Here is a 23,616-nt window from a genome sequence, read left to right as displayed (position 1 = left end):
GATGCGGGGCCTTCGTCGTTGGAGCCGCGCGCCGGCGTGAATAGGCTGTGGGGATGGCCGAGAGCACACAGTCCCTCCCACCGGTGAACGAGCGGATGACCGCCCCCGAGCTGCACCGGCCCTCGCATCCGCTCATCGCAGAGTGGCGTCCGATCGCACCGGATGATCTGGACACCGTGCTCGAGCTGCTCCAGGCGATGGACGCGGTGGACCACCCGAACTATCTCACGACGCGCGAGGAGCTCGAAGACGAGTTCGCCTTCACGTTCGTGCAGCTCGAGACGGACTCCCTGCTCGGGATCACGGCCGACGGGCGTGCGGTGGCGGCCGCCCTGATCGTTGTGCCGCCCCTGCAGGAGACGCTGGTGCGCGCCTACTTGGAGGGCGGCGTGCATCCTGACGTCCGCGGGCGCGGCATCGGGCGTGAACTGCTGGCCTGGCAGCGCACGCGCGCAGAGCAGCTGCTGGCGACCTCGACGAAGAGGCTCCCCGCCTGGATCTTGGCGTACGCGGATGCCCGCGCTCCGCAGACCGAGCACCTGTTGCAGCGCGGCGGCTTCGAGATCGCGCGATACTTCTCGGGTCTCGAACGTGACCTCAGCGCCCCCATCGACGCCGTCGACCCGGCGGAAGGCATCCGCATCGTGCCGTTCACCGAGGAGCGGTCGGCTGCGGCACACGCGGCCCGCACGGACTCGTTCCGCGACCACTGGGGGAGTCAGCCCATGAGCGAGGAGCAGTGGCATTCCTGGCTCGGCGGCACCTTCGATGCCGGAGTTTCGTTCCTGGCCGTCGCCGACGATCCGGAGGCGCCGAGCGGTGAACAGGTCGTCGGCTTCGCGCTCTGCCAGGTGAACGAGGACGACTGGGCGAGCCAGGGGTTCACCGGCGCATATCTCGGCATGGTCGGCACGACGCGCGCGTACCGCGGACGCCGGATCGCTCCGGCGCTGCTGTCGAGCGTGCTGACGGCCTGCGCTTCCAGGGGGTGGGAGAGGGTCACGCTCGACGTCGACTCCGAGAGCCCCACCGGGGCGCTCGGCCTCTACACACGCATGGGCTTCGTGCCGACCAACTCGGAGACGGCGCTCACCCGCGTCTACTGAGCGGAGCGGCTCGGGCCATTGTGGGCGGGGCGGCTATTTGCGCGCGGGGCGGCTATTTGCGGGCGGCTATTGCGGGCGGGGTCCCTGCTGATCCCAGGGGTTCACGACGCGCACCGTCGACGACTCGGCGAGCTTCTGCAGCGCAGAGTGCAGAGCGTCGGCGTAGAGGCGGCCGCCGCTCATCCCCGGGTGGATCTGGTCGTCGGCCAGCAGGTCGAGGTGCGGCGCGATCGTCGCCTTCCACGGCGCGAGGGCGGCCGCTCCCGGATGCGCGTCGACATACGACGTGAGGGTGTCGTTCACGCCGTCGGTCCAGGAGCGCGGGGCTTGGACGCTGACGAAGACGACCTGCCGCCGGGGTCCGGCCGCGTCCTGGATGCGCTGCAGCGTGTCGGCGGAGATGGAGCCATTCGTGCCCAGACCGACGAGCACGACCGGGCGGAGGCGTCCGGCCTCCCGTGCCGCGCGCACCAGGTCCGGCGCCGCGCTCATCTGGCGGGACACGACCGCGTCGATGGCGATGCCGGGGAAGCGCTCCTGCAGCGCGGGCGCCGAGGCCAGCATCACCGAGTCGCCGAAGGCCGAGATGTCCGGCCCGGTCGCCACGGGATGAGGATCGGGCGGGATGCGCAGGTTCGAGGCGGGAGGCGTCGCCGTGCCCGCACCCGGAGCGGGCTGCTGCAGTGAGGCGCTCCCCTTCTCGATGAACTGCTGCGCGCCGGTCGCCGATGGCGCGACGACGACGGCGACGACGGTGGCGATCGTGAGGAGCGCGGCGACGACGAGTGTCGCGATTCCGCGGGCCCGCGCGGGCGACGAGGCGCGCATCCGGTTGCGGGCGGCCTGGAGGATCCCGAGCAGTCCGTGGCGGCGGATCGGCTGCTCGACGTAGCGGTACGAGAGCAGCGCGGCGGCCGTGCCGATCGCGAGAGAACCGAAGCCGACGATCAGCGCCATCACCGGATCGTGCTCGTCGGGCACCAGGGCGCAGACCAGCACGAAGACCGGCCAATGCCAGAGGTACAGCCCGTAGGAGCGCACGCCGACGAAGCGGAGCGGGCCGGCGTCGAGCCGTCCGCCGAGGCGACCGCCGGGCGTCACAGCGGCCCAGATCGCAATCGCCGTGAGCACGCTGACCAGCACGAGGCCGCCCTGGTAGGTGAACGCCGCGTCGTCGTGCATCCCCCACGCGGCGACGCCGAGTCCCGCGAGCGAGAGGATGCCGAGCGGGGGCAGCCAGCGACGGGAGAACACCTGCATCGCGCTCTCGCCGGCGTCGAGGTCGATGGGCCGCATCCGGGTCACGAGGATCGCGAGTGCCGCCCCGATCGCGAGACCGAAGCTGTGGGTGTCGGAGCCGAAGTACACGCGGGTCGGGTCGCCGTCGGCCGGGTAGAGCACGAGCATCCCGACGGCCGAAGCCACGGCAACCGTCGACACGATGGTGAGCCGCGCCCACCAGGGCCGCACCAGCGCGAGACCCAGGATGACCAGGGGCCACACCAGATAGAACTGTTCCTCGACCGCGAGCGACCAGAGATTGCGGAAGAGCTCCGGCGCATCCTGGTTGAAGTAGCTGCTGTCGGCAGCGATCGAGAGCCAGTTGGCGCTGAACGTCGCCGCACCCACGATCTGGCGCCCGAGACCGACGAGCACGTCGCCGCCGATCGCCAGCGCCGCGCTCGAGCAGACGATGACCAGCACGACGATCGCCGGAAGCAGGCGGCGCACGCGGCGCACCCAGAACCGCCGGAGGTCGAGGCGGCCGGTCGCGCGGCGTTCCCGCATCAGCAGGCTCGTGATCAGGAACCCGCTGATGACGAAGAACACGTCGACGCCGATGAAGCCGCCAGGGAGCACGCCGGGGAACAGGTGGTAGACCAGCACGGCGGCGACGGCGAGGGCGCGGAGGCCGTCGAGCCCGGCGTAGCGGCGGCTGCGTGCTGGCTGTGTGGCCGGGGCGCTTGGCGCGGGCGCCGTGGGTGCCGGGGTCGCAGAAGCGGCCTCCGGGGGGAGGCCGATGGCGGGACTGGTCGTGATGGTGAGGACTGGTGTTGTGGGAGAAGTCATAGCGGTTGGGTCTCGCGACGAAGCATCCACGATAACAACGTCGGCTGACAGTTCAGGGGGCGCCGCGGGACATCCCTAGAATTGTCCTGTGAGCGACCTGGGCCCTGCGAACGATCCGTCGACGACCCGATTCCGGCTCGACATCGCGTATCAGGGCACGGACCTGAACGGCTGGGCCCGCCAGCCCGGGCAACGCACCGTGCAGGGTGAACTCGAGTCGGCGCTGGCGACGATCTTCCGCCGGCACGGCGCCGCTCCGGGGCTGGTCGTCGCCGGTCGCACGGACGCCGGAGTGCACGCGCTCGGCCAGGTGGCGCATCTCAACCTGACCGACGAGCAGGTCAAAAGCCTTCTCCGGCCGCGCGGCAAGCAGCCCGTCACGGATGCCGGCGCCACCCTCGCGCGCCGGATCAACGGCATCCTCGGTCCGGTCCCCGACATCGTCGTGACCGCGGCGTCGCAGGCGCCCGACGGCTTCGATGCGCGCTTCTCGGCCATCTGGCGACGGTACGAGTACCGCGTGGCGGACATCGTCGCCGTGCGCGATCCGCTTCAGCGCCACCGCACCACCTGGTTGCCGGTCGAGCTCGGCGTCGAGGAGATGGACGCCGCCGCGCTCGGCCTCCTCGGACTGCACGACTTCGCCAGCTACTGCAAACCGCGTGCGGGGGCGACGACGATCCGCACGCTGCAGAGCTTCGGCTGGCGGCGCGACCCCGACGGTGTCCTCGTGGCGGACGTGCGCGCCGACGCGTTCTGCCACAGCATGGTGCGCTCGCTGGTGGGGGCGTGCGTGAGCGTTGGCGAGGGCAAGCTGACGGCGGAGGAGCTCGTGTCCCTGCGCGACGGACGGACGCGCACGAATGCGTTCAAGGTGATGCCCGCACGCGGACTGACGCTGATGCAGGTGGGCTACCCGGATGACGTGGGGCTGGCCATCCGGGCGGAGCAGACGCGGGCGTTGCGGACGCTGTAGGGGTGGGACGGGGCTGGGCCGGGCTGGGCTGGGCCGGCTTTCGCGGAGATGTGAGCGCGTCCTCCACAGGTGAGTCTTTCCAGAAGTTATCCACAGAAAAATCCCTGGTCAAAGCCATATTTGCCGTCCTCCGATGTCGGTGGTCCGTGATGTGATGGAGACATGACGACGACACCGGCCACGGCGCTGAGAGGGGCACTCGCCTCGCTGAATGCTCCCGCCGCGTCGTCGTGCGACGAGCTGCTGCGTGCGCTCACGGCACTCGGGGAGGCGCAGGCCGTGCTGGACGCCGCCAAGCTCGGCGTCGTCGGCGAGATCGTGGAGCGGTCCGCGTTGCCTGAGCCGAGCAATCCGGTCTCGCGCGCTGGACACGCACGACCCGCGACGCTCGTGGCGGAACGGTGGGGCGTGCCGGTGCCCGCCGCGCGAGCATTCTGCGAGGTCGGAGCGGCGATCCGATCGCGAACCGGCCTGACCGGTGAAACGCTGCCCGCGCGATTTCCGGCGCTCGCTGCAGCGTTCGAGGGGGTGCTCGCCGGCGATCCTGTGATTTTCGGTGATTCTGCGCCGCTCAGCGACTCTGCGCCGCTCAGCGACTCTGCGCCGCTCACGGTCGATCAGGCGGTCGTGATCGTGCGCGAACTCACGAAGGCCGCACCTGCCTGCGCACTCGACGACGTGCTCCACGGGGAGCGGCTGCTCGTCGAACATGCTCCCACCCTGACGATTCCTGAGTTGCGCACTGTCGCCGGTCAGGTGCGCGACCGGCTGGACCAAGACGGCGTGCTCCCACGTGAACGCCGGCAGCGCCAGCGTCGATCACTGACCATCTCCACCACCTCCGACGGCCTCACGCACGTCGACTGGTACGTCGACCCCGAGTCGGCGGCCTACGTGGTGACGGCGATCGACGCCTTCGTCGGCCACGAACTGCGCACTGTGCGATTCCGCGACTCCGCCGCGACTCCGGAAGGGGCCGACGCGTGCGCCGCGCCCGAAGGGGTCGACGAGTATGCCGCCCCCGCCGAAACGCGCTCACTGCCGCAACTGCGATCGGATGCCGCGACGGACATCTTCCGTCACGTCGCCGGATGCTCGGCTCGCACGGCTCCGGATGCCGTCGGCACGACGCCGCCGGTCACGGTGATCGTGCGGATCGCCCTCGCCGACCTCCAGGCCGGCGTCGGTCTGGGCGAGATCGACGGGATCGCCACCCCGGTCAGCGCCGGCACCGTCCGACGGATGGCTGCGGACGCCCGGCTGATCCCCGCTGTTCTCGGCGGGCCGTCGGAGGTGCTCGATCTCGGTCGCGGGCGTCGTCTCTTCTCCACGGCGCAGAAGCTCGCCCTGGCCGAACGCGACGGCGGATGCGCGTGGATGGGCTGTCCGCACCCGCCGAGCTACACCGAAGCGCACCACCTCGAATGGTGGAGCGCCCACGGAGGCCGCACCGACCTGGACAACGGGATCCTGCTCTGCAGCACGCACCACCATCGCGTCCACGACGACGGCTGGCAGATCCAGGTGCGCGAGAGTGTGCCCTACTTCATCCCGCCCGACGCCGTCGATCCGTATCGACGCCCCCGCAGAGGCGGTCGTGTCCGCCTGCCCGATGCGGCCTGAGGAGAGGCACTGTCAAGGCTGCTGGAGTGCCGTGCCTACGGGCGCCGACAGTGGCAGCTGGGCGTCGGCAGCACGGGTGCAGCAGCAAGTGCAGCAGCAGTGCGTCAGGCAGTGCAGCAGCAGCGCGTCAGGCAGTACAGCAGCAGCGCGTCAGGCAGTGCACCAGTCAGCGCAGCAGTCAGCGCATCAGGCCGTTCTCGTAGGCGAAGGCGACGAGCTGCACGCGAGAAGCGAGACCGAGCTTGGCGAGAATGCTACGCATGTGGCTCTTGACGGTCGCTTCGCTGATGAAAGCGACCTGCCCGGCCTCGGCGTTGCTGAGTCCGCGGGCGGCGAGCAGGAAGACCTCCTTCTCCCGCGTGGAGAGCGGCTCGAGCACGTCCTCCGCGGGCAGGCCGCCATAGGTGCCGGACGGTCCCCACGCACCCCGCCCGTCGGCTGTACTCGGATCCTTCCCACCGCCCTGCGGCGCCAGCAGTGCGGCGATGTCTCTCGGAGCGATCACCGAATGCCCGGCATGCACGGTCCGGATGGCGGCGAGCACGAACTCCGGTGTGGTGTCCTTCATGACGAACCCGTGGGCGCCGGCGCGGATGGCACGGGCGACGGCCTCGTCCCGCTGAAAGGTGGTGAGGACGATGACCTTGGGTGCGGTCTCGGGGGACTCGGCGGCGGCGACGATCCGTGCGGTGGCCTCGATTCCGTCGATGCCGGGCATCCGGATGTCCATGAGGATGACGTCGGGGCGCTCCCGCCCGGCGAGGTCGACGGCGTCGTCGCCGGTGTGCGCAGCGCCGGCGAAGGCGAGGTCGGGCTGGGACTCGACGAGCATCCGCATGCCGGAGCAGAACAGCACCTGGTCGTCGGCGATGGCCACGCGGATGGCGCTCACGCGGCGGTCTCCACCGCTGCATCGGTCGGGATGAAGGCGGTGACGATGTACCCGCCAGGCGTGTCGTCGACGGGACCGCAGGTGAGCCAGCCGCCGGCGAGACGAGCGCGCTCGCGCATCCCGTAGAGCCCCCGGCTCGTGGTCAGCGGCTCGCTCCGGGAGGAGGGTTCGCCGTTCGAGGCGACGGTGATGGCGAGACCGTTGCCGCGCCAGTCGAGGGCGACACGGGCGACGGGTTCGCGACCGGCATGTTTGAGGGCGTTGGTGAGGCTCTCCTGCACGATGCGATAGACGGCGAGCTCCTGGGTGGAGGTGAGCGGCTCGGGATCGCCGAACTGTTCGAGGGCGACGTCGAGCCCGGCGGTGCGCATGCGGTCGACGAGCTCGTCGAGTTCGGCGATCCGGGGAGCGGAGTGCCCGACGGGGTCGGTGATGAGCGTCTCGATGAGCATCCGCACTTCGGTGAGAGAGGTCCGCGCGGAGGCTGCGATGTTCTCGAGGGACTCGGAGACGGCCTCGGGACGCGCGGGGGCGACGAAGCGGGCGCCGTCGGCCTGGGCGATGATGACGGAGAGCGAGTGGGCCATGATGTCGTGCACGTCCTGGGCGATCCGATCCCGTTCCTGCGAGACGAGCAGGTCGACCTCGGCTGCGCGCAGGTCGTCGGTGGTCTGAGCGAGGAGGGCGTCGTTCTGCAGCTTCTGCTGCCACGCGCGACCGAAGAAGCCGAGCAGCCAGGCGCCGATGGACAGGATGAGCGCGATGGCGAAGATGGTGATCCGGTTGGCGACGATCATGCCGACGTCGGAGGTGGCGCCCCGCGAGGTGTCCGCGATGGGTCCGTACCAGTCCATCCGGCCCCAGCCGACGAGCAGCCCGGCGACGGAGACGGCGATCCCGATGGCGAAGGCGAAGGAGACGGGTCGCCAGCGATCGCGGACGGCGGCGCTGACACCGAGCACGACGATGAGGAAGCCGAGGTAGATCGGCCAGTCGGTGTGGGTGAACACGGCGGAGTACGGGAAGAGGAGTTGCCCGACGACGACGAGGGTGGAGACGCCCATCGCGACGAGGGGCCAGATGCGGCACACGGCGATGGCGATCGAGACGCCGAGCAGCGCTGCCCACCACGGAAGCACACTGCGAAGGAGGCCTGGCAGGATCGGATGGGTGCCGGTCTCGGCGAGCGCCCAGAACACGAAGAAGATGATTGCGATGACCGGTTCGAGGTAGCGCTGACCGCGGAGCAGAAGCGTGTGCATGGCCATCACGCTAGAGGTCGGGGCGAGCCGGCGCTGCCGTTTGCGGCGGGTTTCAGCCCTAGGGCGCAGAGGAATCCTCCAGGTGGCTGGTCTGCTAGTATTGACCTTTGGTGTCCGCGCCCTGGTGGCGTGACACACGAACGTGAGCCCTCCGAGGGATCGATTACCGGCTGATCCAGTCGACAACGGTCATGGAGCGGGATTCACGAACACCTCCGTTCGATACAGAAAGCAGCCACTACTGTGACGCGCACTTACACCCCGAAGGCAGACGAGATCCAGCGCGACTGGGTCGTCATCGACGCGACTGATGTCGTGCTCGGCCGTCTCGCCAGCCACACCGCCGCTCTCCTCCGTGGAAAGCACAAGGCGACGTTCGCCCCGCACATGGACAGCGGCGACTACGTCATCATCGTGAACGCCGACAAGGTCGCCCTCACCGGCGCCAAGGCGGCGCAGAAGAAGGCCTACCGTCACTCGGGTTACCCGGGTGGTCTCTCGGCCGTCACCTACGCGGAACTCCTCGAGAAGAACCCGATCCGCGCCGTGGAGAAGGCCGTCCGCGGCATGCTCCCCAAGAACTCGATCGGCCGCGCTCAGCTCCGCAAGCTGAAGGTCTACACGGGCAGCGAGCACCCGCACGCCGCCCAGCAGCCGAAGCCGTACACCCTCGGCCAGGTCGCTCAGTAAGCGACGAGCAGACACTTCAGACTCAGAGACAAAGGATTATCACCATCGTGGCGAAGATCGCAGACAGCATCGAGTCGGCTCAGGCCGACAACGTCGAGTCCTACTCGACCGAGACCCCGGCGAGCGAGGCCCCCGCGGCCACGCGTCCCGTCCTCACCGTTCCGGGCGCGGCCGTCGGCCGTCGCAAGCAGGCCATCGCCCGCGCGCGCCTGGTCCCCGGCTCCGGCACCATCACGGTCAACGGCCGTGAGTTCGCCGACTACTTCCCGAACAAGCTGCACCAGCAGCTGATCACCGACCCGTTCAAGGTGCTCGACCTCATCGGCGGCTACGACGTGGTCGCCCGCATCACCGGTGGCGGCCCCTCGGGCCAGGCCGGCGCGCTGCGCCTGGCGATCGCTCGTGCCCTCAACGAGATCGACCGCGAGAACAACCGTGCCACGCTCAAGAAGGCGGGCTTCCTCACTCGTGACGCGCGCGTCATCGAGCGCAAGAAGGCCGGTCTCAAGAAGGCCCGCAAGGCGTCGCAGTTCTCCAAGCGCTAAGCGTCCCCAGCGCTTAGGCTTCGGTTCATGCCACGCCTCTTCGGTACCGACGGAGTCCGCGGACTCGCGAACGGTAGTCTCACCGCCGACCTCGCGCTCGGTCTTGCTCAGTCAGCTGCTGCTGTACTGACGCAAGGCCGCAGCGCGGAGGCGCGGCGTGCCGCCGGCAAGCGTCCGGTGGCGATCGTCGCCCGTGACCCTCGTGTCTCGGGCGAGTTCATTTCCGCCGCGGTCGCGGCGGGTCTGGCGAGCTCGGGCATCGATGTGCTCGACGCGGGCGTCATCCCGACGCCGGCGGCCGCCTTCCTGATCGCGGACATCGACGCCGACTTCGGCGTGATGGTCTCGGCGTCGCACAACCCGGCGCCCGACAACGGCATCAAGATCTTCGCCCGCGGCGGCACGAAGCTTCCGGATGTGGTCGAGGACCGCATCGAAGAGCACCTCTCGCTCGAGAAGCTGGCGCCCACGGGTGCCGCGGTCGGCCGTATCCGGCGGTTCGCCGACGCGGAGGACCGCTACGTCATCCATCTTCTCGGCAGCCTCCCGCACCGCCTCGACGGCATCCATGTCGTGCTCGACTGCGCACACGGTGCTGCGGCAGGTGTCTCCCCGGAGGTCTTCACCGACGCGGGAGCGCGGGTGACGGTCATCGGTGACGCCCCCGACGGGATGAACATCAACGACGGGGTCGGCTCGACCCACCTCGACAACCTCGCCAAGGCCGTGCTCGAGCACGGTGCGGATGTGGGCATCGCCCACGACGGCGACGCCGACCGCTGCCTGGCGGTCGACGCGAACGGCAACATCGTCGACGGCGACCAGATCATGGCGATCCTGGCTCTCGGGATGGCGGAACGCGGCAAGTTGCGCGACAACACGCTGGTCGCGACGGTGATGAGCAATCTCGGTCTCAAACTCGCGATGCGCGACCACGGCATCCGGATGGTGGAGACGGCGGTCGGCGACCGTTACGTGCTCGAGGAGATGAACGAGCACGACTTCTCGCTCGGTGGCGAGCAGTCCGGCCACGTGATCATGCGCGAGTTCGCGACGACGGGCGACGGGATCCTGACGGGACTCCACCTCCTCAGCGAGATGGCCCGACAGCACAAGTCGCTGGCGGAGCTGGCACAGGTGATGACGGTGTACCCGCAGGTGATGGTGAACGTCAAGAACGTCGACCACCATGCGGTGCACACCGACGAGCCCCTGCAGGCAGCGGTGCGACGCGTGGCGGAGACACTGGGCGACACCGGTCGCGTTCTGCTGCGCCCGTCGGGCACGGAACCGCTGGTGCGCGTGATGGTGGAGGCCGCCGACCAGCACACTGCCGAGCGGCTGGCGAACGAGCTCGCCGAAGTGGTCAGGGAGCGCCTGGGTCTCTGACCTGCGGCGCGGCTGGCCTGTCAGTCCTTCTTCGGCGCGACGTCGGACGCGGCCTTCTGCGCCGCGAGGAAGTCCGTGACGGAGAACGCCCGCGCGCGGCCGGGGAGCATGTCCTTGCCGTAGAGGCCGGCGAGGAGCGTGCCCGGGTCGACGTTGAGCGCCGTCGCCAGCCGCACGATGGTGTGCAGCTCCGAGTTGGCCTCACCGCGCTCGACGCGACCGTAGTTGGTCACGTGCATGTCGGCGAGGTGGGCGATGTCTTCCTGGCTCATCCCGAGGGCCACCCGCGCCTCCCGGATGCGCGCGCCGAACAGTTCGGCGGCACGGGAGCGCGAAGCGGGCATACCTCATGCCTACGGCACCAGGGCTCGGCCGACCAGAGTTCGACGACCTGGGGTCTAACGACCTCAGGCGCAAGAACCGCACACGCGCTGGCGTGAACCCGTCACAGCTTGCGCAGCAGCACGGAGCTCACGGTGTGGTCGGCGTCTTTGCGCAGCACGAGCTTGGCGCGGGACCGCGTCGGCCGGATGTTCTGGGTCAGGTTGGGCTCGTTGATGCTGGTCCAGATGCCGGCGGCGCGTTCCCTGGCCTGCTCCTCGGTGAGCTCCGAGTACCGGTGGAAGTACGACTTGGGGTTGGCGAAGGCGCCGCGCTGGAGCTTGAGGAAGCGCTCCTCGTACCAGCGGGCGATGTCGCGGGTGCGGGCATCCACGTAGACGCTGAAGTCGAAGAGATCGCTCACGGCGAGCCGGTTGCCGCCGCCGGCGGGCTGCAGCACGTTGAGGCCCTCGACGATCAGCACGTCGGGCCGGCGCACGACGATCTCGGCGTCGGGGACGATGTCATAGCTGAGGTGCGAGTAGAACGGCGCACGCACCTCGGCCGCTCCGCTCTTGACGGCGGTGACGAAGCGCAGCAGGGAGCGCCGGTCGTACGACTCGGGGAAGCCCTTGCGTTCCATCAGGCCGCGGCGCTGCAGTTCGGCGTTCGGCAGGAGGAAGCCGTCGGTGGTGACGAGCTCGACGCGCGGGGTGTCGTCCCAGCGGGAGAGCAGTTCCCGCAGCAGGCGCGCGATGGTGGACTTGCCGACGGCGACGGAGCCGGCGACGCCGATGACGAACGGGGTGCTGGCCGCCCGCTCGCCGAGGAAGTCGCTGGTGACGCGGTGCAGCTGCTTGGCGCCCCCGACATAGAGGTTCAGCAGCCGGCTGAGCGGCAGGTAGACCTGTTCGACCTCGCGCATGTCGAGGGGGTCTCCGAGTCCGCGCAGCTGCACGATCTCGGTCTCTTTGAGCGGGAGCCGGGTGCTCTGGGCGAGCTCTGCCCAGTCCTCGCGCCCGAGTTCGACGAACGGTGACGACTCGCCATTACCTGAGGATCCGCCTTGTGCTGCGCCGTTCACCGCCATAGGCGACAAGTCTAGGGTGTGGGCCCAGGCTAAAATCGGGTGCATGTGTGGAATCGTCGGGTACGTCGGTACGGATAAGAGCCTCGAGGTGCTCCTCGGTGGGCTGAAGCGTTTGGAGTACCGCGGGTACGACTCCGCCGGCATCGCTGTGATCGCACCGGATGGCGCGCTCAACACGGCCAAGAAGGCGGGCAAGCTGTCCGTGCTGGTCGACGAGCTCGACGCCAACCCGATCCCGAACGGCGGGACGGGCATCGGCCACACCCGCTGGGCGACCCACGGCGGCCCGACCGACCGGAACGCGCATCCGCATCTCGGCGACGATGGCCGGCTCGCGGTCATCCACAACGGGATCATCGAGAACTTCGCCACGCTCAAAGACGAGCTGCTGGCCGACGGCTTCACCTTCGAGTCGGAGACGGACACGGAGGTCGCCGCGGCGCTGCTGGGCCGCGAGTACCGCACCACGGGAGACCTCAACGAGGCGTTCCGCCGCGTCGTGTCCCGCCTCGAGGGCGCCTTCACGCTGCTCGCCCTGCACCAGGACGCCCCGCACGTGGTCGTCGGCGCACGGCGCAACTCCCCGCTCGTGATCGGCCTCGGCGAGGGCGAGAACTTCCTCGGCTCCGACGTCGCGGCGTTCGTCGAGCACACCCGCAACGCGATGGCGATCGGCCAGGACCAGATCGTGACGATCACGCCCGACAGTGTGACGGTCACCGACTTCGCCGGGGCACCGGTCGAGGTCGAGCCGTTCGAGGTCGCCTGGGACGCCTCGGCCGCCGAGAAGGGCGGCTGGTCCAGCTTCATGGCGAAGGAGATCGCCGAGGAGCCGGATGCGGTGGCCAACACGCTGCGCGGCCGCCTGGTCGACGGCGCGGTGCACATCCCCGAGCTCGACGGCCTGGGAGACGAAGTGCTCGCCGAGATCGACCGCATCACGATCATCGCCTGCGGCACCGCGGCCTACGCCGGCATGGTCGGCTCGTACGCCATCGAGAAGTGGGCGCGCGTTCCCGTCTCCGTCGAGCTCAGCCACGAGTTCCGGTACCGGGAGCCGGTCATCACCGACCGCACGCTGGTGATCTCGATCAGCCAGTCGGGCGAGACCATGGACACGCTCATGGCGGTCAAGTACGCCCGCGAGGCCGGCGCGAAGGCGATCTCGGTCTGCAACACACAGGGTGCGACGATCCCGCGCGAGTCGGATGCAGCGCTCTACACGCACGCCGGTCCCGAGGTCGCGGTGGCCTCGACGAAGGCGTTCGTGGCCCAGATCACGGCCCTCTACCTCTTCGGGCTGCACCTCGCACGGGTGCGCGGAACGCTCAGTGCCGTCGCGCAGCGCGACGCGATCGCCGAGCTCGCCGCGGTCCCCGACAAGATCGCCACGGTGCTCGAGTCGCACGAGACGATCGCCCAGCTGGCCAAGTGGATGTCCGACACCCGCTCGGTGCTGTTCCTCGGTCGCCACGTCGGATACCCGATCGCGCTCGAGGGCGCGCTCAAGCTCAAGGAGCTGGCGTACATCCATGCAGAGGGTTTCGCCGCGGGCGAGCTCAAGCACGGTCCGATCGCGCTGATCGAGCCCGGCCAGCCCGTGTTCGTCGTCGTCCCCAGCCCGCGCTGGTCCGACGAGATGCACAAGAAGGTCGTCTCGAACATCCAGGAGATCCGCGCTCGGGGCGCCCGCGTGATCGCGATCGCCGAGGCCGGCGACGCCGCTGTGCTGCCGTTCGCCGACGAGGTCATCCGCATCCCGCTCGCTGCGCCGCTGTTCGAGCCGCTGCTGGCCGTGGTGCCGCTGCAGATCTTCGCGATGGAGCTCTCCTCCGCCAAGGGGCTCGACGTCGACCAGCCGCGCAACCTGGCCAAGTCGGTCACGGTCGAATAGCCGAAAGCACGTCAGTCATGATCGCCGGTATCGGGGTCGACGTGGTCGACCTGCAGAGGTTCACACGGGCGATCGAGCGCACCCCGCGCCTGCGCGAGCGACTGTTCACCGACTCCGAGCGGTCGCTGCCCGTGCACTCGCTCGCCGCGCGGTTCGCGGCGAAGGAGGCGCTGATCAAGGCGCTCGGCGACTCGGAGGGCGTGCGCTGGCACGACATGGAGATCGTCCCCGATGAGGAGCGCAACCCGGGCTTCGTGCTGCACAACGTCGTCGAGGGCGTCGTGCGCGACCGCGGCATCACGTCGATCCACGTGTCGATGACGCACGACGCCGGCATCGCGATGGCGTTCGTCGTGACGGAGATCGACGGGGGAGCCGGTCGTGGCTGACGGCACGCAGACCCCGGGGGATGCCACCCGTCAGGCGCCGGCCGAGAAGCCGGAGGCCGCGTTCCGCGAGGCCGTGATCGACCTCGGCGCGCTGACCGCGAACGTGGCCCACCTGCGCGAACTGGTCGGCACGGAGCACGTGATGGCGGTCGTCAAGGCGAACGCGTACGGCCACGGCGCCGTCGAGTGCGCGCGTGCTGCTCTGGCCGGGGGCGCCGATTGGCTGGGCGTCGCCGACCTGACCGAGGCGGTCCAACTGCGGGATGCCGGGATCGAGGCGCCCCTGCTGGCGTGGCTGCACGACCCGGACGCGGACTTCGCTCCGGCGATCGAGGCGGGCGTCGACATCGGGGTCTCGTCGATCGCGCAGCTCGACGCGGTCGCGGACGCCCGGCGCGCACTCGTCGCGGCGGGGCGTCTCCACGGTCAGGCGCTGGTGCAGCTGAAGCTCGAGACGGGGCTGAGCCGAAACGGCATCTCCGAGCCGGAGTGGGCGGCGACCTTCGCGCGCGCCCGTGCCCTCGAGAAATCCGGCGACATCGTGGTGCGCGGCATCTTCAGCCACGTCTCGAACGCGTCGCCGGACGACGACGCGGCGGCGATCGACACGTACACGCGCGGTCTCGGGGTGGCCGCGGCTGCGGGGCTCGAGCCCGAGCTGCGTCATCTCGCCGCCTCCGCCGCCGCGCTGAGCCTCCCGGACGCCCGGTTCAATCTCGTACGGCTCGGCATCGGAATCTACGGGCTCTCCCCGTTCGCCGGCCGGTCGAGCGCCGATCTGGGCCTGCGTCCGGTGATGACCCTGCGCGGGCGGGTCGCCGCCGTGCGCCGGGTGCAGGGCGGAACCGGCGTCTCGTACGACTACACGTATCGGACGAGTTCGGAAACGACGCTCGCCCTCGTGCCGCTCGGGTACGCCGAAGGCATCCCGCGGCACGCCTCCGGCCGCGCATCGGTGTCGATCGCGGGCGGTACCTTCCGGATCGCCGGACGCGTCGCGATGGACCAGTTCGTCGTCGACGTCGGCGATCACGATGTGCAGGTCGGCGACGAGGTCGTGCTGTTCGGCGATCCGGCGACCGGCGTGCCGTCGGCCGACGACTGGGCGGAGGCGGCCGGCACGATCAACTACGAGATCGTGACCAGGATCGGCGCCCGCGTGCGCCGCACCTACGTGGGGCGGCGATGACGGGCACGCTGCAGCCGCCCGTCGAGCGCGTCGTACCCACCGCCGACGGGATGCACGTGCTCGGCATCGAACTCGCCGGTGTGTTGCGGGCGGGAGACCTGGTCGTGCTCAGCGGTCCGCTGGGGGCGGGCAAGACGACCTTGACCCGCGGGATCGGCGATGGGCTCCAGGTTCGCGGACCGGTGACGAGCCCGACGTTCGTGCTGGCGCGCACGCATCCGAGCCTGGTCGGGGGAGCGCCGCTGGTGCACGTCGACGCCTACCGGCTGAGCAGCGCGCTCGAGCTCGACGACCTCGACATCGACTTCGCCCGGTCGATCGTCGTCGTCGAATGGGGCAGCGGGATGCTCGACGGCATCGCCGAGTCGTGGCTGGAGGTCGACATCGTCCGTCCGACCGGAGCGCACGGCGCTCCCGGCGCCGAGATGTCGCCCGCGGCCGACGACGATGATCCCACCGAGGATCCCGACCCGGACGACGAACTCGACGCCGACGAGCCGCGCCGCGTCGTCATCATCGGATACGGCCCGCGCTGGCAGTCGCCGCCGCTCGCCTAGGCTGGAATCATGCTTCTCGCGATCGACACCTCCGCAGGAACGAGTGTCGCCGTCGTCGATCGGGACGGCGGGGTGCTCGCCGAACGCACGGAACCCGACACGATGCGGCACGCCGAGGTCGTCGGCGAGCTGATCGAGGCGGTGCTGCGGGAGTCCGGCGTGGCCGTCGCGGCGCTCTCCGGCGTGGTCGCCGGGATGGGTCCCGGCCCGTTCACTGGCCTGCGCGTCGGCATCGCCGCGGCCAAGGCGTTCGCTTTCGGCGCGGGCAAGCCGCTCGTCCCCGTGGTCAGCCACGACGCCGTGGCATTCGAACGCTACGCGGCCGGACACGAGGGGCCGCTGCTCGTCGTGACCGACGCCCGACGCCGCGAGCTGTACTGGTCGACCTACACCGGCGTCGACGACGCGGGTCTGCCGATCCGCTCCGACGGCCCCGGCCTGAGCCGCCCCGATCGGCTCCCCGAGACCGACCCCACGCAACCGGACCCAGCCCGCGTCGATGCGCGCATCGTGTCGGCCGGCTCGCTCGGGATGCTCGCCGAACTGCTGTACGCGAACGGCCGGCCCTTCGCCGCCGACGAGCCGCTCTACCTGCGCTCGCCGGACGTCACACTCTCGAGCGGCCCCAAGCGGGTGAGCGCGTGACCGCCTGGCAGCTGCGCCGCGCGACGCCCGACGACGTCGCGGCGATCATGGAGCTCGAGCGCTCGACGTTCACGACCGACGCCTGGTCGGAGCACTCGATGTTGTCCGAGGTCCGTAGCGAGCACACCTACTACCTGGTGGCCTTCGAGCCCGAGCATCCGGAGCGCATCGACGGGTACGCGGGCCTGCTGTCGCCTGCGGGAGCCGCCGAAGGAGACATCCAGACCATCGCCGTCGCTCCCGCCGCTCGGCGCCACGGCCTCGGCCGCGCACTGATGCTGGCGCTGATCGGCGAGGCGCGCAAACGCGGCGCCCGTGAGGTGTTCCTCGAGGTGCGCGCCGACAATCCGGCGGCCCAGACGCTCTACCGGGCGCTCGGCTTCGAGGAGATCGGCGTGCGACCGCGCTACTACCAGCCCGACGACGTGGACGCGATCGTGATGCGCCTCATCGTCCCGACCCCGGAGACGACCGTCGCATGAACCGCGAGAATCCGCTGGTGCTCGGCATCGAGACCTCCTGCGACGAGACCGGGATCGGGATCGTGCGGGGAGACACCCTGCTCGCCAACACCATCGCCTCGTCGATGGAGGAGCACGCCCGCTACGGCGGCGTCGTTCCCGAGGTGGCGGCCCGTGCGCACCTCGAGGCGCTCACGCCGACGCTCCGCACCGCCGTGGCGGACGCGGGCATCGAGCTGGCCGACATCGACGCGGTGGCGGTGACGAGCGGTCCGGGCCTGTCCGGCGCCCTGATGGTGGGCGTCGGGGCGGCGAAGGCGCTCGCGGTGTCGCTCGGCAAGCCCATTTACGCCGTCAACCACCTCGTCGGACACGTCGGGGCCGACCTCCTCGACGCGCACGGCGGGCCGGGGCATCCGGTCGAGCTCCCGACGATCGCCCTGCTCGTCTCGGGCGGGCACACCTCGCTGCTGCTCGTGCGCGACCTGGTCTCCGATGTGGAACTGCTCGGCGAGACGATCGACGACGCCGCCGGTGAGGCCTTCGACAAGGTCGCCCGCGTGCTGGGGCTGCCCTACCCGGGCGGACCGCAGATCGACCGGGTCGCCGCGGGCGGCGATCCGCGTGCCATCCGTTTTCCGCGTGGGCTCACCAAGCCGAAAGACCTGGACGCGCACCGGTACGACTTCTCGTTCTCCGGCCTCAAGACGGCCGTCGCCCGCTGGGTGGAGCAGCGGCAGGATGCGGGCGAGCCGGTGCCGGTCGCCGATGTCGCGGCGAGCTTCCGCGAGGCGGTCGTCGACGTGCTGCTCACGAAGGCGCTCGCCGCCTGTCGCGACTACGACGTGCCGCGCCTGCTGCTCGGCGGCGGCGTGGTCGCCAATGCGCGCATCCGGGAGGTCGCGGTCGAGCGCACCGAGGCGGCCGGAGTCGCGCTGCGCATCCCGGCGCTCTCGCTCTGCACCGACAACGGTGCGATGATCGCGGCGCTGGCCGCGCAGCTCATCCGGGCCGGGCACGAGCCGAGCACGCTCGGCTTCTCGGCCGATTCGACGCTGCCGGTCACGGAGATCCAGGTCACGCGCTGAGCGGATGCGGTCCGGTCGGATGGGCTCCGGTCGGATGCGCGCAGGGCGCCGCCAGCGGTCCCGCCGTCCCGCGGTCTGAACCCTGTGGTACCAGGGTGCCGAATCCGGCTCCCGGCCTGACCAGACCGGCCCGGCCGGAATACCCTGGGATGACAGCGCTCGCGCGGGTCTCGTTGACACCTCTGAGGGCGCCTGCCACTATGGCTGCGATACAGGAACCTCTCAGAATTCGAAGGAGATTGGCCTCATGACCGACCCGAACGTGCCCGCGGAGCCGACGGACCCCGCAGCCGGAAACGGCGCAGTTCCGCCCGCCCCGACGGACGACACCACCGGCGCGGTTCCCCCCACGCCTCCCGTCTCCGACGCGGCAGCCGCTGCTGCCGCTCCCGCCCCGGTCGAGGGCGCACCCGCTCCGGCCGCACCGCCGGTCCCGCCGGCCCCGCCCGCTCCGGGCTACGGTCAGCAGGCGCCGTACGGTCAGCCTGCGTACGGACAGCCCGCTTACGGTCAGCAGCCGCAGCAGCCGTACGGTCAGCCCGGTCAGCCCGGCGCTCCCGCCTACGGCCAGCAGCCACAGCAGCCGTACGGCCAGCCCGCCTACGGGCAGCCGGCGCCTGGCTACGCGCAGCCGTACGCCCCTCAGGTGAAGTCGCCCGTGCTGAGCATCCTGTCGATGGTCGGCGGCATCCTGAGCGTCGTGCTCGCCTGGGTGTACGGCCTCGGCTTCCCGTTCGGCGTCGCGGCCGTGATCCTCGGATTCATCGGCCGCAAGAAGGAGCCGGCGGCGAAGGGATTCTGGCTCACCGGCATCATCACCGGTTTCGTGGGGATCGCGATCGCGATCGTCGAGTGGGCGGTCATCATCATCGCCCTGATCGCGTTCTCGACCTACCGCGGCAGCTACACGTACTGAGCCCGGCCTCACCAGAGGCACGAACGGCCGGTCGGCGCACAGCGTCGGCCGGCCGTTCTGCGTGTCCGGGGCCGCTCAGGCGGGCAGCCGCTCCACCAGGAGCGCGGTGTGCCGCCCCGCGACGCGCGTGAGCACCACGGTGGCAGAGCCCGACCCGCTGAGCGACAGGCGCTTGCGCAGGGCGGCGGGGTTGACATCCACCCCGCGCTTCTTGATCTCGAGGGTGCCGATGCCGCGCTGCCGGAGCGCCCGCTTGAGCTCCTTCTCCTGGAAGGGGAGGGTCTCGATCACGCGGAATCCCGTGGCGAAGGGTGTGGAGGTGGCGTCGTCGGACGTGAGGTAGGCGATGCCGTCGGAGAGCATCCTGGCGTTCAGCGAGCGCGCGAGGTCGCCGATCAGGCGGGCCCGGATGACGGCGCCGTCGGGCTCGTAGAGATAACCGCCGAGCGGGCCGGCCTCGACGTCTTCGCTGTCGGACGGCGCCGTCAGCTCGCTGGCCTCGTCGCCGTGCAGCACGAGGGCGGCGCGACGGATGCCCGACCGGGCGAGCGCGCCGAACCAGAGGCCCATCTCGACCAGCTGGCCGTCGACCGACACCCACTGCGCCTCGGCGCCCGTCGGGATGAGGTCGCGGTCGAGTCCGGGGCCGAGCTTCACGCCGACGGACCGGCCGGTTCCGAGCTCGAAGGCGAAGCCGAGCGACGGGGAGTAGTCGTCGGGGTCGGTGAGTCGCGCGGTCTGCCCGTGGCCGGCGGTGCGGCGGGCGGGATCGAGGAAGACGCCGTCGATCCCGTGCAGGTCTGCGTCTTCGGCCAGCCCGTGCTCGACGGTGGCGTTGTCGAACGGGGCGAGGTTGTAGCTCGCGATGGCCGCGGTGACCTCGTCGGCCTCGACGGCGGTCACCTCGAGGTCGAGCGCGGCGAGCGACATGGCGTCGCCGCCGATCCCGCAGCCGAGGTCGGCGACCCGGGTGAGCCCGGCGGCCGCGAAGCGCCCGGCATGCCGGGCGGCGACGGGAAGCCGCGTCGCCTGCTCGAGGCCGGCCTCGGTGAAGAGCATCCGGTCGGCGAAGGGACCGAACTTGGCGGCGGCTTTCGTGCGCAGCTTGGACTGCGTGAGCACGGCCGCCACGAGCCCCGGCGGATGCCCGGCCTTGCGCAGCTCGGTGACCAGCGCGAGCACATCCGATTTCGAGTGGTACGGGGGGAGGGAGTCGAGCAGCCGCAGCCCCTCGGGCGACAGCAGCTCGACCAGCTCAGACCGTTCCATGGCTTCACGCTACCCTCTTGGCACTCACGTTGCGTGACTGCTAATGAACCCTCTAAACTCGTGTTAGCACTCTCCGTGCGAGTGTGCTAACTCCAGTCTTCACGTCAGTGTTAGTTCAAGAAAGAGGTCAACCGTGTCGGTCTCCATCAAGCCGCTCGAGGATCGCATCGTTATCAAGCAGGTCGAGGCTGAGCAGACCACTGCTTCGGGTCTTGTCATCCCCGACACCGCCAAGGAGAAGCCCCAGGAGGGCGAGGTCGTGGCGGTGGGCCCCGGCCGTATCGACGACAACGGCAACCGCGTTCCGCTCGACGTCGCCGTCGGCGACAAGGTCATCTACTCCAAGTACGGCGGAACCGAGGTCAAGTTCGGTGGAGAGGACTACCTCGTCCTCTCGGCTCGCGACGTTCTGGCCGTCATCGTCCGCTGACGATCGGCTCTGAAGGCCCGGATGCTCAGGCATCCGGGCCTTCGTCGTCTGTGCGTAGAATCACCAGGTGTCCTCGAGCGAAACAGAACCAGCCGTCGCCGTCGCCGTCGCCAAGCCGTTGACGGAGCATCGCCGATCCGGGCTGATCTATGCGATCTCGGCGTACGTGCTGTGGGGCATCCTGCCCATCTACTTCCTCTCGCTGGTGCCGGCCAGCGCCTTCGAGATCGTGGCGTGGCGCGTTCTCTTCTCGCTCGTCTTCTGCGCCATCCTGCTCACCGTCACGCGCAAGTGGCGGGCCTTCGCCACGCTCCTCACCAACAAGCGCGTCGTCTTCACCATGGGGGTGGCCGGCGCCCTCATCTACGTGAACTGGCAGACGTATGTGCTCGCGACGGTCTCCGGCCACGTGGTCGAGGCGGCCCTCGGTTACTTCATCAACCCGATCGTCACGGTCTTTCTCGGAGTGATCGTGCAGCGCGAGAAGCTGCGCGTCGCCCAGTGGGTCGCGGTGGGCATCAGCATCATCGCGGTGGTCGTGCTGGCGGTCGGGTACGGCTCCATCCCGTGGATCGCTCTCATCCTCGCGTTCTCGTTCGGCCTCTACGGCCTCATCAAGAAGCGCGTCGGGCCGTCGGTCGACGCGGTGTCCGGGCTCACGCTCGAGACGCTGTGGCTCACCCCGGTCGCGATCGTCCAGCTCGTCGTCGTCGGGGCGACCGTCGGCATCACGATCGGCACGATCAGCGTCTGGCACACCGTCGCGATGGCGGGCGCGGGAGTGATCACCGCTGTGCCGCTGCTCTTCTTCGCCGCGGCGTCGCGCCGGCTCCCGCTGGTCTACATGGGCTTCATCCAGTACTTCGCCCCGTTCATCCAGTTCCTGGTCGGCGTGGTGGTGCTCCACGAGGCGATGCCGCCCGAGCGCTGGGTCGGGTTCAGCATCGTCTGGCTCGCCCTCCTCATCCTGGCGATCGACCTCGTCGCGTCCGCGCGCTCGAACCGCAGGACCGCCGCCCTCGACGTCGCGACCGTGGAATAACGCTCAGGGTTCTGCCGTTAGCATTGAGTATCCGTGGCGCTGGTGGCGGGCGGATTCTCCCATTCCTCGCGACGCTCTAAGGGGTGAAATGGATCAGACGGATCCGTTCGGCTTCATCGGATTGACCTACGACGACGTGATGCTCCTGCCCGGGCACACCGACGTCATCCCGAGCGAGGCGGACACGTCCTCCCGGCTCACCAAGCGCATCACGGTGGCGTCCCCGCTGCTGTCGAGCGCGATGGACACGGTGACCGAGTCGCGCATGGCGATCGCCATGGCGCGCAACGGCGGCATCGGCATCCTGCATCGCAACCTCTCGATCGAAGACCAGGCGGCGCACGTCGACAAGGTCAAGCGGTCCGAGTCGGGCATGATCACCAACCCCGTCACCACCACCCCCGACGCAACCGTCGAAGAGGTCGACCAGCTCTGCGGTCAGTTCCGTGTGAGCGGCCTGCCGGTGGTCGAGGGCGATGGAACCCTCGTCGGCATCATCACCAACCGCGACATGCGCTTCGTCTCGCCGTTCGAGCGCACGACCACGTATGTGCGCGATGTCATGACCCGCCAGCCGCTGATCACCGCTCCGGTCGGCATCGATCCCGACTCCGCTGTGGCGATCTTCGCCCAGCACAAGATCGAGAAGCTCCCGCTCGTCGACGCCGACGGCAAGCTCAGCGGTCTCATCACGGTCAAGGACTTCGACAAGAGCGAGAAGTACCCCAACGCCACCAAGGACGACGAGGGCCGCCTGCGGGTGGGCGCGGCGATCGGCTTCTTCGGCGACGCGTGGGAGCGCGCGATGGCGCTCGTCGACGCGGGCGTCGACGTGATCGTCGTCGATACGGCCAACGGCGACAGCGCCGGCGTGCTCGACATCATCCGCCGGCTGAAGGCGGAGCCGCGCGCGGCGCACGTCGACATCATCGGCGGCAATGTGGCCACGCGGGCCGGCGCACAGGCTCTGATCGACGCCGGCGCGGACGCGATCAAGGTCGGCGTCGGACCGGGCTCGATCTGCACCACGCGCGTCGTCGCGGGCGTCGGCGTGCCTCAGGTCACCGCCGTCTACGAGGCGTCGCTCGCCGCCCGTGCGGCCGGTGTGCCGCTCATCGCCGACGGCGGTCTGCAGTACTCCGGCGACATCGCCAAGGCGCTCGTCGCCGGCGCCGACACCGTGATGCTCGGCTCGCTGCTCGCCGGAACGGCCGAGTCGCCCGGCGATCTCGTGTTCGTCAACGGCAAGCAGTTCAAGAACTACCGCGGCATGGGATCGCTCGGCGCTCTGCAGACGCGCGGCAAGAAGACCTCGTACTCGCGCGACCGCTACTTCCAGGCGGACGTGCCGAGCGACGAGCAGCTCATCGCCGAGGGCATCGAGGGACAGGTGCCGTATCGCGGACCGCTGTCGGCCGTCGCCTACCAGCTGATCGGCGGCCTGCGGCAGTCGATGTTCTACGTGGGTGCGCGCACGATCGCCGAGCTCAAGGAGCGCGGCAAGTTCGTGCGCATCACGGCGGCCGGACTCAAGGAGTCGCACCCGCACGACATCCAGATGGTGGTCGAGGCGCCGAACTACCGCCGCTGACCCGCGGCTCACGTCGCTGACCCGCCTGACCTCCACAACTCCGGAAGATCCCGCCTCACCGCGGCGAGCTTCCGGAGTTGTGCGTTAATCGACGGGGTGTCGAGCGAGAGTTCCGGAATTGCGGACGGGGCGACCGCGGGTCGACGGGACGAGCGCGGTCGTCTATTCTGGAAGGCTCGTT

The 23,616-nt window shown here is 69.9% G+C and carries 23 protein-coding genes; 17 read left to right on the top strand and 6 right to left on the bottom strand.

The features are described 5' to 3' along the window. Positions 1 to 53: 53 nt before the first annotated feature. Positions 54 to 1,106, top strand: coding sequence for a GNAT family N-acetyltransferase (locus tag PKE84_RS02935; protein ID WP_271175692.1), 1,053 nt, complete (start codon positions 54 to 56; stop codon positions 1,104 to 1,106). Between the two features lie 66 nt (positions 1,107 to 1,172). On the opposite strand, the gene PKE84_RS02930 is transcribed toward PKE84_RS02935, so the two are convergent. Next, positions 1,173 to 3,176: an acyltransferase family protein gene (locus PKE84_RS02930; RefSeq protein ID WP_271175691.1), complete on the bottom strand. Its 2,004-nt coding sequence runs from the start codon at positions 3,174 to 3,176 to the stop codon at positions 1,173 to 1,175. 88 nt (positions 3,177 to 3,264) lie between these two features. Between PKE84_RS02930 and truA the strand changes: the two genes are divergently transcribed. Together truA and PKE84_RS02920 are read left to right on the top strand one after the other, a co-directional pair. Beyond that, positions 3,265 to 4,152: a tRNA pseudouridine(38-40) synthase TruA gene (gene truA, locus PKE84_RS02925; protein ID WP_271175690.1), complete on the top strand. Its 888-nt coding sequence runs from the start codon at positions 3,265 to 3,267 to the stop codon at positions 4,150 to 4,152. 162 nt (positions 4,153 to 4,314) lie between these two features. Further along, a complete protein-coding gene (locus PKE84_RS02920; RefSeq protein WP_271175689.1) occupies positions 4,315 to 5,775 on the top strand; it encodes an HNH endonuclease signature motif containing protein in 1,461 nt (486 codons plus the stop codon). Between the two features lie 178 nt (positions 5,776 to 5,953). Here PKE84_RS02920 and PKE84_RS02915 read toward each other — a convergent pair whose 3' ends face one another. After that, positions 5,954 to 6,667, bottom strand: coding sequence for a response regulator transcription factor (locus PKE84_RS02915; RefSeq protein WP_271175688.1), 714 nt, complete (start codon positions 6,665 to 6,667; stop codon positions 5,954 to 5,956). Then, positions 6,664 to 7,929, bottom strand: a complete 1,266-nt coding sequence (locus PKE84_RS02910) for a sensor histidine kinase (RefSeq protein WP_271175687.1) — start codon at positions 7,927 to 7,929, stop codon at positions 6,664 to 6,666. Before PKE84_RS02910 ends, PKE84_RS02915 begins: the two co-directional genes overlap by 4 nt. Positions 7,930 to 8,172: 243 nt before the next feature. On the opposite strand from PKE84_RS02910, the gene rplM reads away from it, so the two are divergent. The 3 genes from rplM to glmM are packed head-to-tail and all read left to right on the top strand — an operon-like array spanning position 8,173 to position 10,553. Further along, complete coding sequence (gene rplM, locus PKE84_RS02905; protein ID WP_271175686.1) at positions 8,173 to 8,619, top strand: 50S ribosomal protein L13; 447 nt, start codon at positions 8,173 to 8,175, stop codon at positions 8,617 to 8,619. Positions 8,620 to 8,666: 47 nt separating this feature from the next. Further along, a complete protein-coding gene (gene rpsI, locus PKE84_RS02900; protein WP_271175685.1) occupies positions 8,667 to 9,164 on the top strand; it encodes a 30S ribosomal protein S9 in 498 nt (165 codons plus the stop codon). A 27-nt stretch (positions 9,165 to 9,191) separates the two neighbouring features. Next, positions 9,192 to 10,553, top strand: a complete 1,362-nt coding sequence (gene glmM, locus PKE84_RS02895) for a phosphoglucosamine mutase (protein ID WP_271175684.1) — start codon at positions 9,192 to 9,194, stop codon at positions 10,551 to 10,553. Between the two features lie 20 nt (positions 10,554 to 10,573). On the opposite strand, the gene PKE84_RS02890 is transcribed toward glmM, so the two are convergent. Both PKE84_RS02890 and coaA read right to left on the bottom strand, forming a co-directional pair. Next, positions 10,574 to 10,897: a helix-turn-helix domain-containing protein gene (locus PKE84_RS02890; protein ID WP_271175683.1), complete on the bottom strand. Its 324-nt coding sequence runs from the start codon at positions 10,895 to 10,897 to the stop codon at positions 10,574 to 10,576. A gap of 101 nt (positions 10,898 to 10,998) precedes the next feature. Beyond that, positions 10,999 to 11,964 (bottom strand): type I pantothenate kinase, encoded by a 966-nt coding sequence (gene coaA / locus PKE84_RS02885; RefSeq protein WP_271175682.1) that lies wholly within the window; start codon positions 11,962 to 11,964, stop codon positions 10,999 to 11,001. Between the two features lie 43 nt (positions 11,965 to 12,007). Between coaA and glmS the strand changes: the two genes are divergently transcribed. From glmS to PKE84_RS02845, 8 genes are all read left to right on the top strand, one after another. Further along, a complete protein-coding gene (gene glmS, locus PKE84_RS02880; RefSeq protein ID WP_271175681.1) occupies positions 12,008 to 13,858 on the top strand; it encodes a glutamine--fructose-6-phosphate transaminase (isomerizing) in 1,851 nt (616 codons plus the stop codon). A gap of 17 nt (positions 13,859 to 13,875) precedes the next feature. Beyond that, entirely contained in the window at positions 13,876 to 14,247 is a 372-nt protein-coding gene (locus PKE84_RS02875) for a holo-ACP synthase (RefSeq protein ID WP_271175680.1), read from the top strand. Further along, positions 14,240 to 15,436: an alanine racemase gene (gene alr, locus PKE84_RS02870; protein ID WP_373877103.1), complete on the top strand. Its 1,197-nt coding sequence runs from the start codon at positions 14,240 to 14,242 to the stop codon at positions 15,434 to 15,436. Before PKE84_RS02875 ends, alr begins: the two co-directional genes overlap by 8 nt. Continuing rightward, on the top strand, positions 15,433 to 15,993 hold the full coding sequence (gene tsaE, locus PKE84_RS02865) for a tRNA (adenosine(37)-N6)-threonylcarbamoyltransferase complex ATPase subunit type 1 TsaE (protein WP_271175679.1): 561 nt from the start codon (positions 15,433 to 15,435) through the stop codon (positions 15,991 to 15,993). Before alr ends, tsaE begins: the two co-directional genes overlap by 4 nt. 9 nt (positions 15,994 to 16,002) lie before the next feature. Then, a complete protein-coding gene (tsaB, locus tag PKE84_RS02860; RefSeq protein WP_271175678.1) occupies positions 16,003 to 16,638 on the top strand; it encodes a tRNA (adenosine(37)-N6)-threonylcarbamoyltransferase complex dimerization subunit type 1 TsaB in 636 nt (211 codons plus the stop codon). A 47-nt stretch (positions 16,639 to 16,685) separates the two neighbouring features. Beyond that, positions 16,686 to 17,120: a ribosomal protein S18-alanine N-acetyltransferase gene (gene rimI / locus PKE84_RS02855; protein WP_373877106.1), complete on the top strand. Its 435-nt coding sequence runs from the start codon at positions 16,686 to 16,688 to the stop codon at positions 17,118 to 17,120. Beyond that, the gene (gene tsaD, locus PKE84_RS02850; RefSeq protein WP_271175676.1) at positions 17,117 to 18,187 is read left to right on the top strand and encodes a tRNA (adenosine(37)-N6)-threonylcarbamoyltransferase complex transferase subunit TsaD; all 1,071 of its coding nucleotides are present in this window, start codon (positions 17,117 to 17,119) and stop codon (positions 18,185 to 18,187) included. Before rimI ends, tsaD begins: the two co-directional genes overlap by 4 nt. A gap of 247 nt (positions 18,188 to 18,434) precedes the next feature. Then, a complete protein-coding gene (locus PKE84_RS02845) occupies positions 18,435 to 19,103 on the top strand; it encodes a DUF4190 domain-containing protein (RefSeq protein ID WP_271175675.1) in 669 nt (222 codons plus the stop codon). A 75-nt stretch (positions 19,104 to 19,178) separates the two neighbouring features. Here PKE84_RS02845 and PKE84_RS02840 read toward each other — a convergent pair whose 3' ends face one another. Further along, the gene (locus tag PKE84_RS02840; RefSeq protein WP_271175674.1) at positions 19,179 to 20,372 is read right to left on the bottom strand and encodes a THUMP-like domain-containing protein; all 1,194 of its coding nucleotides are present in this window, start codon (positions 20,370 to 20,372) and stop codon (positions 19,179 to 19,181) included. A gap of 133 nt (positions 20,373 to 20,505) precedes the next feature. Between PKE84_RS02840 and groES the strand changes: the two genes are divergently transcribed. The 3 genes from groES (at position 20,506) to guaB (ending at position 23,435) form a co-directional block, all read left to right on the top strand. Beyond that, positions 20,506 to 20,802 (top strand): co-chaperone GroES, encoded by a 297-nt coding sequence (groES, locus tag PKE84_RS02835; RefSeq protein WP_271175673.1) that lies wholly within the window; start codon positions 20,506 to 20,508, stop codon positions 20,800 to 20,802. Between the two features lie 67 nt (positions 20,803 to 20,869). Further along, a complete protein-coding gene (gene rarD, locus PKE84_RS02830) occupies positions 20,870 to 21,844 on the top strand; it encodes an EamA family transporter RarD (protein ID WP_271175672.1) in 975 nt (324 codons plus the stop codon). An 88-nt stretch (positions 21,845 to 21,932) separates the two neighbouring features. After that, entirely contained in the window at positions 21,933 to 23,435 is a 1,503-nt protein-coding gene (gene guaB, locus PKE84_RS02825; RefSeq protein WP_271175671.1) for an IMP dehydrogenase, read from the top strand. Positions 23,436 to 23,616: the final 181 nt, after the last annotated feature.

The sequence above is a fragment of the Leifsonia poae genome, from assembly GCF_027921845.1.
In the GTDB taxonomy this organism is placed as follows: Bacteria; Actinomycetota; Actinomycetes; order Actinomycetales; family Microbacteriaceae; genus Leifsonia; species Leifsonia poae.
The sequence above is the reverse complement of the archived record's forward strand: the minus strand, read 5'-3'. Positions and strand labels throughout refer to the sequence as shown.

Bases quoted from the DNA above. Each gene is read 5' to 3' on its own strand.
- tsaB (WP_271175678.1), top strand. From the start codon at position 16,003: ATGCTTCTCGCGATCGACACCTCCGCAGGAACGAGTGTCGCCGTCGTC.
- coaA (WP_271175682.1), bottom strand. From the start codon at position 11,964: ATGGCGGTGAACGGCGCAGCACAAGGCGGATCCTCAGGTAATGGCGAG.
- PKE84_RS02910 (WP_271175687.1), bottom strand. From the start codon at position 7,929: ATGCACACGCTTCTGCTCCGCGGTCAGCGCTACCTCGAACCGGTCATC.
- PKE84_RS02935 (WP_271175692.1), top strand. From the start codon at position 54: ATGGCCGAGAGCACACAGTCCCTCCCACCGGTGAACGAGCGGATGACC.
- PKE84_RS02875 (WP_271175680.1), top strand. From the start codon at position 13,876: ATGATCGCCGGTATCGGGGTCGACGTGGTCGACCTGCAGAGGTTCACA.
- PKE84_RS02920 (WP_271175689.1), top strand. From the start codon at position 4,315: ATGACGACGACACCGGCCACGGCGCTGAGAGGGGCACTCGCCTCGCTG.
- PKE84_RS02845 (WP_271175675.1), top strand. From the start codon at position 18,435: ATGACCGACCCGAACGTGCCCGCGGAGCCGACGGACCCCGCAGCCGGA.
- PKE84_RS02890 (WP_271175683.1), bottom strand. From the start codon at position 10,897: ATGCCCGCTTCGCGCTCCCGTGCCGCCGAACTGTTCGGCGCGCGCATC.
- PKE84_RS02930 (WP_271175691.1), bottom strand. From the start codon at position 3,176: ATGACTTCTCCCACAACACCAGTCCTCACCATCACGACCAGTCCCGCC.
- tsaD (WP_271175676.1), top strand. From the start codon at position 17,117: ATGAACCGCGAGAATCCGCTGGTGCTCGGCATCGAGACCTCCTGCGAC.
- glmM (WP_271175684.1), top strand. From the start codon at position 9,192: ATGCCACGCCTCTTCGGTACCGACGGAGTCCGCGGACTCGCGAACGGT.
- guaB (WP_271175671.1), top strand. From the start codon at position 21,933: ATGGATCAGACGGATCCGTTCGGCTTCATCGGATTGACCTACGACGAC.
- glmS (WP_271175681.1), top strand. From the start codon at position 12,008: ATGTGTGGAATCGTCGGGTACGTCGGTACGGATAAGAGCCTCGAGGTG.
- rimI (WP_373877106.1), top strand. From the start codon at position 16,686: ATGGAGCTCGAGCGCTCGACGTTCACGACCGACGCCTGGTCGGAGCAC.
- PKE84_RS02840 (WP_271175674.1), bottom strand. From the start codon at position 20,372: ATGGAACGGTCTGAGCTGGTCGAGCTGCTGTCGCCCGAGGGGCTGCGG.
- tsaE (WP_271175679.1), top strand. From the start codon at position 15,433: ATGACGGGCACGCTGCAGCCGCCCGTCGAGCGCGTCGTACCCACCGCC.